The organism is Frigoribacterium sp. 2-23 (genome assembly GCF_049601585.1).
Taxonomy (GTDB): Bacteria; Actinomycetota; Actinomycetes; order Actinomycetales; family Microbacteriaceae; genus Frigoribacterium.
On the sequence record NZ_CP187126.1, the window covers coordinates 1,248,981 to 1,262,576 of the forward strand.

Consider the following 13,596-nt stretch of genomic DNA (forward strand, 5'->3'; position numbering starts at 1 on the left):
TTCGGGCCACTCTTGGTAGAGTCGCCCCTCGCACAACACAACAGCAGCCAGAGTCTTTTTGAAGGAGTACATCCGTGAGCGAACGTGACGATGACGACCGCAGAGATCGTCCCCGGCGCTCTGCCGACTCCGGCTCTGGCTCCGCTGGCCGCGACGACCGTTCGCGTCCCGCTGGTTCGGGTCGTCCCCCGCAGAACGGACGTCCGTCCGGCTCCGGTCGTCCCGACCGGAACGGTCGGCCTCAGCGCGACGGAGGGCCTCGCCGCGATGGCGGCCCTCGTCGTGATGGCGCCCCTGGTCGCGATGGCGCACCTCGTCGCGACGGCGCATCTCGCCGCGACGGCGGCCCGCAGGGCGCCGGTCGTCCGAGCTCGGGAGACCGCCCCTATCGCGGTGACCGTCCGTCGAGCGGCCGCCCCGATCGTGGCGCTCAGGACCGGCGTCCGCAGTCGGGTGGGGCTCGTGGCCCGCAGCGCGACGGTCAGCGTCGCGACAGTGGTCGTCCGACGGATCGCCGTGGCGGCTGGACCCCGCGCCAGACCCCGGAAGACCGCGACCCGTTCGGCATCAAGTCGGTTCGCCCGCCGCACGAGGTGGCTCATGTCCCGGACGACGTCGAGCCCCGCGACCTCGACAAGGTCGCGCGCGGTGAGCTCAAGACACTGAGCAAGGAGAACGCCGACTGGGTGGCGAAGCACCTCGTCATGGCCGGCCGCCTCATCGAGGAGGACCCCGAGGAGGCTCACAAGCACGCACTGTCCGCAGGGCGCCGTGCCGGCCGCATCAGCGTCGTCCGCGAGACCATCGCGATCACGGCGTACCTCGTGGGGGACTACGCCATGGCGCTCCGCGAGCTGCGCACCTATCGCCGCATCTCCGGTCGTAACGATCAGCTGCCGCTCATGGTCGACAGCGAGCGAGGGCTCGAGCGTCCCGAGAAGGCTCTCGAGCTGGGGCGTTCCGTCGACGTGCAGACGCTCGACGTGCCCGTCCGCGTGTCCCTGGCCATCGCCATGTCAGGCGCCCGACTCGATCTGGGTCAGCCAGATGCCGCTCTGCGCGAGTTGGAGATCCCGCAGCTGGATCGCACTCGGGCCTTCAGCTACAGCCCCGACCTCTTCGACGCCTACGCGACGGTGCTCGACGACCTCGGTCGCGAGGCCGACGCGGAGTCGTGGCGCGAACTCGCGACGCGGGCCCGTGATGCCCTCGATGCCCAGAACAACGAGGAGGACCATGAGACCGTGGAGATCGTCGAAGAAGAGATCGAGTTCGACGAGTTCGAAGCCGACGAGCGACCCGTCGTCCTCGACGCCGACGACACCGCCGACGCCGACGACACCGAATCCGACGGCGACGACTCCGTCGAGTCCCACGGTACCGACGCCGCCGATGACGACACGCGTGGCTGACGACCGAACGCTCCTGTCCGGGGTCGATGCCGTCCTGGCCGACCTCGACGGGGTGGTGTATCGCGGGAGACTCGCCATCGATTACGCCGTCGACAGCCTGAACCGCGCCTCCTCGTCCGTCCGGGTCGGGTACATCACGAACAACGCGTCGCGGACGGCGGACACCGTCGCGGCGCAGCTGTCCGGCTACGGGCTCGACGTGCGCGCCGAGGACGTCGTGACGTCGCCGCAGGCAGCGTTGCGGCTGCTCGTGGACGCCGTTCCGGCCGGCTCGACCGTGCTCGTCGTCGGGGGGGAAGGGCTGACCTCCGTCGTCGAGGAGGCGGGCTTCGTCGTCACACGATCCGCCGAGGACTCCCCGGCCGCCGTCATCCAGGGCTTCTCGCCCGAGGTCGGCTGGGCTCAGTTGGCCGAGGCGTCGTACGCACTGCACACGGGGATCCCGTGGATCGCGACGAACACCGACTGGACGATCCCGCAAGAGCGGGGAATCGCGCCGGGCAACGGCACGCTCGTGTCCGCGGTGCATTCGGCCGTCGGTCGGCTGCCCGAGGTGGCGGGCAAGCCCGAGACACCGATCTTCACGGCGGCGCTCGAGCGGTTCGGCGCCGAGAACGCGCTGTTCATCGGCGACCGTCTCGACACCGACATCGTGGGTGCGAACCGTGCCGGGCTGCGGTCGGCGCTCGTCCTCACGGGCATCGACGGGGCGAAGCAGGTCATCGCCGCCGACGCGAAGTCGCGACCCGACTTCATCCTCGGCGATCTGCGCGAGCTGCACGAGCCGTATCCGTCCGTCGAGGAGCACGACGAGGAGGACATCCACGTGGTGACCGTCCGCGACTCGAGCGTCGCGGTCCGCGGAACCGTCGTGCGGGTGGTGCAGGCGGGCTCCGATCCCGTCGATCTGCTGCGTGCGGGCGCCGCCGCCGTGTGGGGCACCGGCCGCGCCGTCTACGGACTCGACATCGACCCCGTGCTCCACGGTGATGACGGCGGTGGCGTCTAGAGTGGTCGCCACTATGGCAGATGGCTACGAATTCGACGACCGTCCGGAGGCGGTGCCCGGCTTGGCTGCGCGCCTCGCGTCGATCGAGACGCGGCCCCTCGCCGACCGCTCCGCTGCGTTCGGCCGGCTGCACGACGAGCTGCGCGTGGTCCTCGAAGGGGCTGACTCGGTCGCGTCGTCGACGGGGCGCCCGTGACGAGTGGCTGGGCCCCGGCGTCGCGGCCGAGTGACGAGTCCGCCCCGGTCGAGGACGAGCGCCTCGATGCGGCGCTGGCACGACGCGGTCTGGCCCGCAGCCGGACGCATGCGGCCCGTCTGCTGTCGGACGGGCTCGTGACCGTCAACGGCGCCGGGGTCGTCAAGGCGGCGACGCGCGTGACGGAGGGCGACCGCATCGACGTCGCCGGTCTCGATCACTACGTGAGTCGCGCGGCCCACAAGCTGATCGGTGCGCTCGACGCCTTCGACGTCGACCCACGGGGTCGCGTCGCCCTCGACGTGGGTGCCTCGACGGGTGGCTTCACGCAGGTCCTGCTCGAGCGCGGGGCCGAGCACGTGATCGCCCTCGACGTCGGTCACGGGCAGCTGGCGCCTCCGGTGCGTTTCGACCCGCGCGTGACGATGGTCGAGGGTGCCAACGCCCGCTATCTCACGGCCGACGAGCTCGCGAGCACGTCGTCTCACGCCGCGGCGATCGACCTCGTCGTGGCCGATCTGTCCTTCATCTCGCTCACCCTCGTGCTCCCCGCGCTCGTCGCGACGGTGGGGGTATCGGCGGACTTCGTCCTCCTCGTCAAGCCTCAGTTCGAGGTCGGTCGCCAGGGAATCCGCGAGGGCATCGTGCACGATCCCGCCCTCCGCGCCGAGGCGGTGACCACCGTGCTGTGGGCCGCCCACGACCTCGGACTGGGGACGGCGGGTCTCGAGTCCTCCCCAATCGTCGGGACGAACGGCAATCACGAGTACGTCGTCCACTTCTCGGCCTCGGCCGGGACGAATCCGACAGAATGGCTGAGCAGGGCCGACAGCGTGACGGGAGCGTGAGCACCATCGATTCGACACGACACATCCTCGTCGTCTCCCATACCGGTCGACGCGACTCGATCGACGCCGCCCTCGAGGTCTGCGGGCTCCTGGGCGACGCCGGTGTCGTGCCCGTCCTGCCGCGCGACGAGTACGACGACATCGTGGCGGCCGGGCGCCCGCTCGGTGACGTCGACATCCTCAGCGAAGACATCACGTGCGACCAGCTCGAGTGCGTCATCGTGCTCGGCGGTGACGGCACGATCCTGCGGGCCGCCGAGCTCGTGCGGGGCACCTCGGCACCGATCGTCGGGGTCAACCTCGGCCACGTCGGGTTCCTGGCCGAGAGCGAGCGCGACGAGATGGCCGACACGGTCGCGCGCGTCCTCGCGGCCGACTACGACGTCGAAGAGCGGTTCGCCCTGGAGGTCACCGTCACGAACGGCGACGACACCGTCTACCAGACCTGGGCCATGAACGAGGCGACGGTCGAGAAGGCGTCTCGCGAACGCATGCTCGAGGTCGTCATCGAGGTCGATGGCCGACCGCTGTCGTCGTTCGGCTGCGACGGCGTCGTCATGTCCACGCCGACCGGGTCCACCGCCTACTCGTTCTCGGCCGGCGGCCCGGTCGTCTGGCCCGAGGTGCACGCCCTGCTGCTCGTGCCGCTGAGTGCCCATGCGCTGTTCGCCCGGCCGTTGGTCGTCGGGCCCGATTCGACGCTCGCCGTCGAGGTGCTGAATCGAACCGATGCCAAGGGCATCCTGTGGTGCGACGGTCGGCGTGAGCACGACCTGCCTCCCGGGGCCCGGGTCGAGTGCGCGCGCTCGTCCCAGCCCGTACTGCTCGCCCGTCTGCGACAGGGGCCGTTCACCGACCGTCTCGTCGCCAAGTTCCACCTGCCCGTCACCGGCTGGCGTGGGCCCGCCGGCACGGAGGGCTCGTGAGAGAGGTTCCCCAGCGATGATCGAAGAGATCTCGATCACCAATCTCGGCGTCATCGGCGCCGCCACCCTGCCCCTCGGCCCCGGCTTCACCGCGGTCACGGGTGAGACCGGCGCCGGCAAGACGATGGTCGTGTCGGCGCTCGGGCTCCTGCTCGGGCAGCGTGCCGACAGCGGGGTCGTCCGGGCCGGCAGCGACCAGGCCGTGGTCGACGGCCGGTGGCTCGTGCCCACGACCGGTGCCGTCGTCGACCGGGTCGGCGACGCCGGCGGGCAGATCGACGAGGGCGAACTGCTGCTCAGTCGAGTCGTCTCGAGCGAGGGGCGATCCCGGGCGTACGTGGGCGGCCGCGCGGCCCCCATCGGCGTGCTCGCCGACCTGGCCGACCACCTCGTGGTCGTTCACGGTCAGTCGGAGCAGATCCGGCTCAAGTCGGCCTCCGCCCAGCGCGGCGCCGTCGATGCCCACGGTGGGCCGGCGCTTGCCGCCGCCGCGGCGTCCTACCGCCAGGCCTACGACGCATGGACGGCCGCCCGCGTCGAGCTCGACGAGATCACGCGAGACCGTGAGGCACGGCGTTCAGAGGCCGAGACGCTGCGCGCGGCGATCGCCGAGATCGAGGCCGTCGCCCCCGTCGCGGGCGAGGCCGACGAGCTCGACGCCACGGCCGAGCGGCTGAGCTACGCCGCCGACCTGCGTCTGGCCGCCGGGCTCGCGCACGAGATCCTCTCGACCGACGCGGTGGACGGCACACGGGACGTGCTCTCGCTCGTCGACGAGGCCCGTCGGCAGATCGAGCGGGTCGCCCCGCACGACGCCGACCTCGCGCCGATCGTCGAGCTGCTGACCGACGTCAGCGTGCAGGTGTCCGAGTCGTCGTCGCGGCTCTCCAGCTACCTCGGCGGGCTCGACGGCGACGTCGCCAACGACCTCGAGATCGTGCAGACGCGCCGGGCCGAGATCGCGACCATCGCCCGCAAGTACGGGCCCACGATCGACGACGCGCTGCGGATGCTCGACGAGGGCGGCCGCCGCCTGCTCGAGCTCGACGACGACGACGACCGCCTCGTGCGTCTGGCCGACGAGGTCGAGCAGTTCGAGGTCGAGGCGACGACGAGGGCGGCGGTTTTGACCGACCTGCGCCGCGCCTCCGGAGCCGATCTGTCGAGTCGGGTCAGCGCGGAGTTGAACGCGCTGGCCATGGCGGGCGCCGAGATCGTCGTCGAGGTGACGCCGCGCGGCGAGCTCGGCTCGTCGGGCGCCGACGTGGTGTCGCTGCTGCTGCGACCGCACCCGGGCAGCGAGCCGCGTCCGCTCGGCAGGGGCGCGTCCGGCGGCGAGCTGTCGCGCGTGATGCTCGCGCTCGAGGTCGTCATGGCCGGGTCGAGCGACGTCCCGACGTTCGTGTTCGACGAGGTCGACTCCGGGGTCGGCGGTTCGGCCGCCATCGAGATCGGCCGACGGCTCGCGGCGCTCGCCGAACGGGCGCAGGTGATCGTCGTGACGCACCTCGCGCAGGTGGCGGCCTTCGCCGGCAATCACCTGCGCGTCGTCAAGGACGCGTCGGGCGAGGTCACGGCGAGCAGCGTCCAGCAGCTCGACGGAGACGAGCGGGTCGCCGAGATGGCCCGGCTGCTGTCGGGACTGCCCGACAGCACGAGCGGTCTCGACCACGCCCGCGAGCTGCTCGAGCTGGCCGCGACCCGCGCCGACACACACTCGTAACAGCCGGGCGTATTTTTCTCGCGCGGCGTGACATAGGATGGAATCCCGTGGTGAACGTAGACAACATGGGCCGCGCGTCGTCTGAAGACGCGACTTCGAGATCGACCGACACGACGAAGCACATCTTCGTCACGGGTGGCGTCGTCTCCTCTCTCGGCAAGGGCCTCACGGCCGCGAGCCTCGGCAACCTGCTGACCGCGCGCGGGTTGCGTGTCGTCATGCAGAAGCTCGACCCGTACCTCAACGTCGACCCGGGCACGATGAACCCGTTCCAGCACGGTGAGGTCTTCGTCACGGACGACGGGGCCGAGACCGACCTCGACATCGGGCACTACGAGCGGTTCCTCGACATCAACCTCGACCAGGCCGCGAACGTCACCACCGGCCAGATCTACTCGACGGTCATCGCGAAGGAGCGTCGCGGCGAGTACCTCGGCGACACCGTCCAGGTCATCCCGCACATCACCGACGAGATCAAGCGTCGGATGCGCCAGCAGGCCGAGGGCGAGCTGAAGCCCGACGTCATCATCACCGAGGTCGGCGGCACGGTCGGCGACATCGAGAGCCAGCCGTTCATCGAGTCGGCCCGCCAGGTCCGTCACGAGCTCGGCCGTGCGAACGTCTTCTTCGTGCACGTCTCGCTCGTGCCCTACATGGGCGCGTCGGGCGAGCAGAAGACCAAGCCGACGCAGCACTCCGTCGCGGCCCTGCGCTCGATCGGCATCCAGCCCGACGCGCTCGTGCTGCGCAGCGACCGTCCCGTCAGCGACGCCAACAAGCGCAAGATCGCGCTGATGTGCGACGTCGACGAGGACGCGGTCGTGAACGCGAAGGACGTCGCGAGCATCTACGACATCCCCACGATGCTCAACGAGCAGGGACTCGACTCGTACATCATCGATCACCTCGGACTCTCCGAGAAGGCCGGCGACGTCGACTGGTCGGGCTGGCAGTCCGTGCTCACCGCCGTGCACGAGCCGAAGCACGAGGTCACGATCGGCCTGGTCGGCAAGTACATCGACCTGCCCGACGCCTACCTCTCGGTGACCGAGGCGCTGCGTGCCGGTGCGTTCGCGCACCAGGCCAAGGCGAAGCTCGTCTGGATCCCGTCCGACGACTGCGAGACCCCCGAGGGTGCCGCCAAGGCGCTGTCCGAGGTGGACGGCATCTGCGTGCCCGGCGGCTTCGGCATCCGCGGCATCGAGGGCAAGCTCGGCGCGCTCAAGTTCGCCCGCGAGAACGGCATCCCGACCCTGGGCCTCTGCCTCGGCCTGCAGTGCATGGTCATCGAGTACGCGCGCGACGTGGTCGGCCTGACCGGCGCCTCCTCGTCCGAGTTCGACCCCGAGACCGAGTTCCCCGTCGTCGCCACGATGGCCGAGCAGGTCGACATCATCGCCGGGGGAGACCTCGGTGGCACGATGCGCCTCGGCCTCTACCCGGCAGCCCTCACCGCCGGTTCGCTGGCGGCCGACCTGTACGGCTCCGAGCTGGTCGAGGAGCGTCACCGTCACCGCTACGAGGTCAACAACCACTACCGCGGGCAGATCGCCGACGCCGGCCTGCGGTTCTCGGGCACGTCGCCCGACGGCACGCTCGTCGAGTACGTCGAGCTCGACCGTGCGCAGCACCCGTTCTACATCGGCACGCAGGCTCACCCCGAGCTGCGGTCGCGTCCGAACCACGCGCACCCACTGTTCAGCGGGCTGATCGAGGCGTCGCTCGAGCGTCAGAACTCGAGCAAGCTGTTCGCCGACGAGTCCGTCGAGACCGAGTCCGTCCGCGAGGACGCATGACCGACGTGACGGGCGGCTCCGCGGCGACGGCGGGCGACGGCGGGCTGCTCGCCGACGACGCGGTCGAGCCGGTCGTCACGGCGAGCGACGTCGTCTTCGCGGGCAAGGTCTGGGACATCAAGCGCGACACGTTCGACTACGCCGGTGCCTCGATCACGCGCGAGTACATGGCCCACACGGGTGCCGTCGCGATCCTGGCGATCGACGACTCCGACCGGGTGCTCGTCATCAAGCAGTACCGCCACCCGATCCGCTCGCGCGACTGGGAGCTGCCGGCCGGCCTGCTCGACGTCGACGGGGAGGACAAGCTCACCGCGGCGAAGCGCGAGCTCGCCGAGGAGGCCGACCTCGAGGCGTCGACCTGGAAGCAGCTCGTCGCGTTCCACACGACCCCCGGCGGCAGCGACGAGATGGTCACCGTCTTCGTCGCGACCGGGGTGTCGGCGACCGGGGAGGCGTTCGACCGCTCCGACGAGGAGGCCGACATCGAGCTGCGCTGGGTGGCGCTCGACGATGTCGTCGCGGGTGTGCTGGCCGGGCGCCTCACGAACTCCATCCTGTCGATCGCGGCGCTCGCGGCGGCGGCGTCGCGCTGACACGATGACGCCGTCCGGCGGGGGAGGCGAGACCACCGTCGAGGAGGCGGTGGGCAGGTTCCTCCGTCACGTCACCATCGAACGCGGCCTGTCGGTCAACACGGCGGCCGCGTATCGGCGCGACCTGACGCTGTACGCGACGTTCGTCGGAGAGGCGGGCCGCGCCTCCGTGGCGGACGTCACGTCGGGCGACGTCACGGCGTTCGCCGTCTCCCTCGCGACCCGCGACGAGGCGCCGCTGAAGGCGTCGAGCATCGCGCGTGTGCTCTCGTCGGTGCGGGGCCTGCATCGCTTCGCCCTCGAGGAGGCGCTGGTCGAGACGGACGTGGCCGTCACGATCCGCCCGCCCAAGCTGCCCTCGCGCCTGCCGAAGGCGATCTCGATCGCACAGGTCGAGGCGCTCCTGGCGGCGACGGACGGCGACGAGCCGTCGCGCGTGCGGGACAAGGCTCTGCTCGAGTTGCTCTACGCGACCGGGGCCCGGGTCTCGGAGGCCGTGTCGTTGAACGTCGACGACGTCATCGACGACGACGTGGTGCGACTGTTCGGCAAGGGCAACAAGCAGCGGATCGTGCCCCTCGGGCGGTACGCGCGGGCGGCGCTCGATGCGTACCTCGTCCGGGCGCGACCGGTGTTCGCCGAGCGGGGTGCGTCGACGCCCGCGCTCTTCCTCGGTGTGCGGGGCGCCCGGCTGTCGCGGCAGAACGCGTGGCTCGTGCTGCAGGGGGCGGCCGAGCGCGCCGGCCTCGGGGTCGACGTGTCGCCGCACACGCTGCGCCATTCGTTCGCGACGCACCTGCTCGAGGGCGGGGCCGACGTGCGGGTGGTGCAGGAGCTGCTCGGGCACTCGTCGGTCGCGACCACGCAGATCTACACGATGGTGACCGCCGACACGCTGCGCGACATGTACACGACGGCCCACCCGCGCTCACGTTAACCCTCATGTATCACGTGAGGCTTCTATGCCCTGGTCACGGGCGCGGCAGCCGCTCGACGACAGTGGTCGCCGTTACTCTGGTCGCGTGAGTACGAAGCCGATCTCGAGCACCCCGACCCTCTTCGAGGGCGCGCAAGCGACCGCTCCGGCCAACGGTCCGACGGGCAGGCCCCGCACCGAGTTCGCCATCCCCGCTCCGCTGCCGAGCCACGGCCCCGCCCGCATCATCACGCTCTGCAACCAGAAGGGCGGCGTCGGCAAGACCACGACGAGCATCAACCTCGGGGCGGCCTTCGCCGAATACGGCCGCCGCGTGCTGGCCATCGACTTCGACCCGCAGGGCGCCCTCTCGGCCGGTCTCGGCGTGCAGACCCACGACCAGGCCACCGTCTACGACCTGCTCATCGGCACCGTCAAAGACGCCCACGAGGTCATCGTGCCGTCGCGGGTCAGCGGCCTCGACGTCATGCCCGCCAACATCGATCTCTCGGCCGCCGAGGTGCACCTCGTCAACGAGGTCGCCCGCGAGACGATCCTCGCGCGTGTGCTCCGCCAGGTCAGCGACGAGTACGACGTCATCCTCATCGACTGCCAGCCGTCGCTCGGCCTGCTGACCGTCAACGCGCTGACCGCCGCGCACGGCGTGCTCATCCCGCTCGAGTGCGAGTTCTTCGCCCTGCGCGGGGTGGCGCTGCTGGTCGAGACGATCGAGAAGGTGCGCGACCGGCTCAACCCCGCCATCACGCTCGACGGTATCCTGCCGACGATGTACGACTCGCGCACGCTGCACAGCCGGGAGGTGCTCGAGCGGGTCGTCGAGGCGTTCGGCGACAAGGTGCTGGAGACCGTCATCGGTCGCACCGTGAAGTTCCCCGACGCGTCCGTCTCCGGTGTCCCCATCACGCGGTTCGCACCGGAGCACCCGGCGGCCCACGCCTACCGGCAACTCGCCCGAGAGCTGATCGCGCGTGGTGCCGCAGCCTGACGCTCCAACCATCGAGACGGCCGCCGAGGCCGAGGTGAGCGCTGCGCCGGCCGACACGTTCGCCGTCACGCTGTCCAACTTCAGCGGGCCGTTCGACCTCTTACTGTCTCTCATCACGAAGCGCGAGATGGACGTGACCGAGGTCGCGTTGAGTGCGGTGACCGACGAGTTCCTCACCTATCTGCGTCGGGTCGACACCGACGCGAACCTCGACCAGGCGAGCGAGTTCATCGTCGTGGCGGCGACGCTGCTCGACCTCAAGGTGGCCGGGCTGCTGCCGCAGGGCGAGCTCGTCGACGCCGAAGACGTGGCGCTGCTCGAAGCCCGGGATCTGCTGTTCGCCCGTCTGCTGCAGTACCGCGCGTTCAAGCAGGCCGCCGAATGGTTCGCCCGGCATGGCGAGACCGAGTCGGCCCGTCATGCGAGGTCGGTCCGTCTCGAACAGAAGTACCGGGTGTCGACGCCCGAACTCGTCTGGACGCTCACCGCCGACGATTTCGCGGCGCTCGCGACGATGGCGTTGACCCCACGCGAGATCCCCACCGTCGGCCTCGACCACCTGCACGCGCCGCTCGTGAGCATCCGCGAGCAGGCGGCCATCGTCGTCGCACTGCTGCGTCGTGGCGATGTGCTGAGCTTCCGCGAGCTCGTCGCCGGGGTCGACCAGAAGGGCGTCGTCGTCGCGCGGTTCCTCGCGATCCTCGAGCTGTACCGCCGGTCGGCGCTGACGTTCGAGCAGGTCGAGCCGCTCGGCGAGCTGAGCATCCGGTGGACGGCCGACACCTGGACCGAAGACAACCTGGCCAATCTGGGAGCCGACTATGACGGATGACGCGACCCGTGCCTCCTCGGCTTCGGCCGTGATCGAGGGCGAGCCGGAGGCGCGGGCCGAGAACACGCCCATCGCCCGGTCGCTCGAGGCGATCCTGATGGTCGCGGACGAGCCGCAGTCGCTCGTGTCCCTGGCGACGGCCGTGGGTGCCCCGGTGCCGGCCGTGCGGCAGACGATCGAGGCACTCGTGGCCGATTTCGACGGCGAGACCGGCGGCCCCCGACGCGGTTTCGAGCTGCGCGAGGTCGGCGGCGGCTGGCGATTCTACGTCCGCGAAGAGCTCGACCCGGTCGTGCGCGATTTCGTGTTGACGCAGAACCCGACCAAACTGTCGCAGGCGGCCCTCGAGACACTGGCCGTCATCGCGTACAAGCAGCCCATCACGCGGAGCAGCATCGCGCAGATCCGGGCCGTCAACGTCGACTCGGTCGTGCGGACGCTCCTCGGCCGCGGCCTGATCACGGAGTCGTTCACCGACAGTGAGACAGGCGCCATCAACTACGAGACCACGGAGCTCCTCCTGATACACCTCGGCATCAACTCACTCGACGAGCTCCCTCTGATCTCGCCGCTACTCTCCGACGGGTCGGGAGGCTTCGACGATGGCATCTGACAACCACGACACCACCGATGCGACCGATGGCCTGCCCTCGGGCGAGCGCCTGCAGAAGGTCATGGCCGCCGCGGGCGTGGCCTCACGCCGCGTCTCCGAAGACCTGATCGCCGCCGGTCGCGTGACCGTCAACGGCCGCGTCGTCACCGAGGCGGGTCGCCGCATCGACCCCGACAAGGACAAGGTCGTCGTCGACGGCACCGCGGTACAGCTCGACACGACGCGTCGGTACATCATGCTCAACAAGCCGGTGGGTGTCGTGAGCACGCTGAGCGACGAGAACGGCCGGCCCGATCTGCGGCAGTTCACGAGCGAATACGACGAGCGGCTGTTCAACGTCGGGCGTCTCGACGTCGAGACGAGCGGTCTGCTCATCCTGACCAACGACGGCGAGATGGCGCACGTGCTGGCGCACCCGTCGTTCGGCGTCACCAAGACCTACATCGCCAAGGTGCGCGGCGTCGTCACGCCGGCGGTCATCGCGCAGCTGACGTCGGGCGTCGAGCTCGACGACGGTCCGATCGCGGCCGACAAGGCCTCGGTCGTCGGCGGAGGCGCGGGGCTGTCGCGCACGAACGACTCGTCGCTCGTCGAGATCACGCTGCACTCCGGTCGCAACCGCATCGTGCGCCGCATGCTCGAGGCCGTCGGTCATCCGGTCATCGACCTCGTGCGTCGTCAGTTCGGCCCCCTGCACCTCGGAACGCTCAAGGTCGGCCACATGCGCAACCTGACGAAGGTCGAGCTCGGGGCCATCCTGACCATCGCCCGTGATGGCGCCAGCGATCGCGTCGACGCGGCTCCGGTCACCCAGAGCGACGACGCCCCCATCGACGAAGCCGACGTGGTCGAGCTCGATCTCGGCGAGGCCGAGGTCGAGAAGGAGTACTACGACGAGGACGACGAGGAGTACGACCCCTCGACGGACGCCCGCGACGCCCGACGCCGCCAGGCGCAGGGTCAGGCCCGAACGGGCGGCGCCGGCGCCGAGGCGACCTCGCGCCGCGCCGAGGTGCGACGCCAGCAGGCCGGTCGCCGCGACGCCCGGGGTACCGGCGCGCCTCGTGACGACCGTGGTGGGTACCGCGGGCGTGACGACCGTGGTGCGGGTGCGCCGCGTGACGACCGCGGTGGCTACCGGGGTGCGCCCGGCTCGCGTGATGACCGTGGCGAGCGCGGCGGGTACGCCCCGCGTGACGACCGTGGTGGGTACCGCGGGCGTGACGACCGTGGCGCGGGTGCGCCGCGTGACGACCGCGGTGGTTTCCGTGGCCGCGATGACCGTGGCGAGCGCGGTGGGTACGCCCCTCGCGACGACCGCGGTGGGTACCGGGGTCGCGACGATCGTGGCGGGTACCGGGGTCGCGATGACCGTGGTGCGGGTGCGCCGCGTGACGACCGTGGCGGTTTCCGTGGCCGCGACGACCGTGGCGAGCGCGGCGGATACGCCCCTCGTGACGACCGCGGTGGCTACCGTGGCGCGTCCGGCTCGCGTGACGACCGCGGCGGTTTCCGAGGCGCTCCCGGCGCGCGGGACGACCGCGGTGGCTTCCGCGGCCGCGACGACCGCGGCGCACCGGGTGCTCGCGACGATCGCGGCGCGCGCGGTGCCGGCGGACGACCGCTGACCCCGGGCGAGGAGCGCGCGGCCGGCTACCCCAACCGCGACCAGAACCGCGATCCGCGCACCGGCCGCCCCTCGGGTGCCAAGGCCGGAGGCACG

At 70.8% G+C, this 13,596-nt stretch carries 12 protein-coding genes and 1 pseudogene; all 13 read left to right on the forward strand.

What is annotated here, in order from left to right; genetic code table 11:
- The first annotated feature begins 593 nt into the window (after positions 1-593).
- The gene (locus ACPEEZ_RS05955) at positions 594-1,412 is read left to right on the forward strand and encodes a hypothetical protein (RefSeq protein WP_423923761.1); all 819 of its coding nucleotides are present in this window, start codon (positions 594-596) and stop codon (positions 1,410-1,412) included.
- Entirely contained in the window at positions 1,393-2,421 is a 1,029-nt protein-coding gene (locus ACPEEZ_RS05960; protein ID WP_423923763.1) for an HAD-IIA family hydrolase, read from the forward strand. The genes ACPEEZ_RS05955 and ACPEEZ_RS05960 overlap by 20 nt, the downstream gene beginning before the upstream one ends.
- 13 nt (positions 2,422-2,434) lie before the next feature.
- Positions 2,435-2,617 carry a hypothetical protein gene (locus ACPEEZ_RS05965; protein ID WP_423923765.1) on the forward strand — a complete coding sequence of 61 codons (183 nt, stop codon included), beginning with the start codon at positions 2,435-2,437 and terminating at the stop codon, positions 2,615-2,617.
- Positions 2,614-3,465: a TlyA family RNA methyltransferase gene (locus ACPEEZ_RS05970; RefSeq protein WP_423923767.1), complete on the forward strand. Its 852-nt coding sequence runs from the start codon at positions 2,614-2,616 to the stop codon at positions 3,463-3,465. Before ACPEEZ_RS05965 ends, ACPEEZ_RS05970 begins: the two co-directional genes overlap by 4 nt.
- A gap of 5 nt (positions 3,466-3,470) precedes the next feature.
- Entirely contained in the window at positions 3,471-4,391 is a 921-nt protein-coding gene (locus ACPEEZ_RS05975; RefSeq protein WP_423924189.1) for an NAD kinase, read from the forward strand.
- 16 nt (positions 4,392-4,407) lie between these two features.
- Positions 4,408-6,114, forward strand: a complete 1,707-nt coding sequence (gene recN / locus ACPEEZ_RS05980; RefSeq protein ID WP_423923769.1) for a DNA repair protein RecN — start codon at positions 4,408-4,410, stop codon at positions 6,112-6,114.
- Between the two features lie 65 nt (positions 6,115-6,179).
- Positions 6,180-7,910 carry a CTP synthase gene (locus tag ACPEEZ_RS05985; protein ID WP_423924190.1) on the forward strand — a complete coding sequence of 577 codons (1,731 nt, stop codon included), beginning with the start codon at positions 6,180-6,182 and terminating at the stop codon, positions 7,908-7,910.
- The gene (locus tag ACPEEZ_RS05990) at positions 7,907-8,506 is read left to right on the forward strand and encodes an NUDIX domain-containing protein (RefSeq protein WP_423923771.1); all 600 of its coding nucleotides are present in this window, start codon (positions 7,907-7,909) and stop codon (positions 8,504-8,506) included. Before ACPEEZ_RS05985 ends, ACPEEZ_RS05990 begins: the two co-directional genes overlap by 4 nt.
- 4 nt (positions 8,507-8,510) lie before the next feature.
- Positions 8,511-9,443, forward strand: coding sequence for a site-specific tyrosine recombinase XerD (xerD, locus tag ACPEEZ_RS05995; RefSeq protein WP_423923773.1), 933 nt, complete (start codon positions 8,511-8,513; stop codon positions 9,441-9,443).
- A 100-nt stretch (positions 9,444-9,543) separates the two neighbouring features.
- Entirely contained in the window at positions 9,544-10,428 is an 885-nt protein-coding gene (locus tag ACPEEZ_RS06000) for a ParA family protein (protein WP_423924191.1), read from the forward strand.
- On the forward strand, positions 10,412-11,260 hold the full coding sequence (locus tag ACPEEZ_RS06005) for a segregation and condensation protein A (protein WP_423923775.1): 849 nt from the start codon (positions 10,412-10,414) through the stop codon (positions 11,258-11,260). Before ACPEEZ_RS06000 ends, ACPEEZ_RS06005 begins: the two co-directional genes overlap by 17 nt.
- A complete protein-coding gene (gene scpB / locus ACPEEZ_RS06010; protein WP_423923777.1) occupies positions 11,250-11,873 on the forward strand; it encodes an SMC-Scp complex subunit ScpB in 624 nt (207 codons plus the stop codon). Before ACPEEZ_RS06005 ends, scpB begins: the two co-directional genes overlap by 11 nt.
- Positions 11,863-12,654: pseudogene (locus ACPEEZ_RS06015) on the forward strand (pseudouridine synthase); the annotation flags it as partial. The gene scpB and the pseudogene ACPEEZ_RS06015, both read left to right, overlap by 11 nt.
- Positions 12,655-13,596 lie beyond the last annotated feature (942 nt).

Coding starts and splice junctions, on each gene's coding strand:
- scpB (WP_423923777.1), top strand. CDS start 11,250: ATGACGGATGACGCGACCCGTGCCTCCTCGGCTTCGGCCGTGATCGAG.
- ACPEEZ_RS05990 (WP_423923771.1), top strand. CDS start 7,907: ATGACCGACGTGACGGGCGGCTCCGCGGCGACGGCGGGCGACGGCGGG.
- ACPEEZ_RS05985 (WP_423924190.1), top strand. CDS start 6,180: ATGGGCCGCGCGTCGTCTGAAGACGCGACTTCGAGATCGACCGACACG.
- xerD (WP_423923773.1), top strand. CDS start 8,511: ATGACGCCGTCCGGCGGGGGAGGCGAGACCACCGTCGAGGAGGCGGTG.
- ACPEEZ_RS05965 (WP_423923765.1), top strand. CDS start 2,435: ATGGCAGATGGCTACGAATTCGACGACCGTCCGGAGGCGGTGCCCGGC.
- recN (WP_423923769.1), top strand. CDS start 4,408: ATGATCGAAGAGATCTCGATCACCAATCTCGGCGTCATCGGCGCCGCC.
- ACPEEZ_RS05960 (WP_423923763.1), top strand. CDS start 1,393: ATGACGACACGCGTGGCTGACGACCGAACGCTCCTGTCCGGGGTCGAT.